This window comes from Candidatus Rickettsiella isopodorum, from assembly GCF_001881495.1.
GTDB classification, from domain to species: Bacteria; Pseudomonadota; Gammaproteobacteria; order Diplorickettsiales; family Diplorickettsiaceae; genus Aquirickettsiella; species Aquirickettsiella isopodorum.
Genome location: NZ_LUKY01000015.1, coordinates 1 through 1,013 on the forward strand (window position 1 = coordinate 1; position 1,013 = coordinate 1,013).

Annotated in this window: 1 protein-coding gene; it reads right to left on the bottom strand. The window is 30.2% G+C overall.

Features of this window, described 5'->3' with window-relative positions:
• Positions 1-1,013 (bottom strand): hypothetical protein (locus A1D18_RS06790; RefSeq protein ID WP_216094998.1); only part of this gene is annotated, 1,013 nt, incomplete at both ends.

Consider the following 1,013-nt stretch of genomic DNA (forward strand, 5'->3'; position numbering starts at 1 on the left):
CATCACGAAAGAATGCATAATTTCCAATGTTTTTCAATAGTTGAATTTCAGTATCCTCTTCTATATCTTGAGTAGTAATGACGATAATCTTTTTATCGGCAGTAAAAAGTAAAGGTGCTGTAATTAAACTCCAAACTTCATCGTCTAGCGAAACTATATTTTTGGGCAGAATATCAAAAAAGATATCCAGTCTTTGATACCAATGACTATTATCAAACAGTGCATTTTTTAATAAGATCGTCAGCCAAGGTTCAAAACAATTTGAGTCATAAGAATCAGGATAAATCGGAGCATAAATCGCATTACTTAAGGTTAAGATTAAATCATTTCCAGAGGGAAATACATCTGAAGAGATAACAGCACTTGGATAGATTTGTTTATATTTCTTTATCATTTCCCGTAAATCTAACGTATCTATCCGCTCGAGCAACTCATTTGAATCTTCATTTAAGGTTTCATAGAGAACTATATTAGAAACTGGAAAGAATATTTTTTTATCAGGCAAAATAGTATAAACATTTTCACCTCCATTCCCCACCAAATGATTTTCATAGGCACCATTGATATAAAAAATCTCATGTTTTTTTTCTCGACCTATGGATATGCTTATGTTGTTGAGTAATTGAATAGAGAAGGTTTTTTCTAAACGATTGGCTAATGCTTTAAATAAACTAATTTTTTCATCCATTGTTTGATTGTTAGCGGTTATTTCTTTTCCATATAAGTGCTCATTACTTATTAATTTTATTTCAAAATCTTTAAACAAATAATAGAAGTTTTTGGAATGCTGTGCTGTATTATGAGTTTGGTTGACCTCTAAGGTCATTAAAGCCTCTGAAATACTAAGAGAAAATGTTTTTTTATCTTTATCTTCACCCACTAAAATAGAAATATGTACTGTATTATCTTGAATCCATATTAAATCAACTTCATGTAGGAAATATTCAAAGAAGAATCGATGCTGAATGGTTTCTTTAAAATAATAATGAATCCAAGACTCACCTATCTCGCCA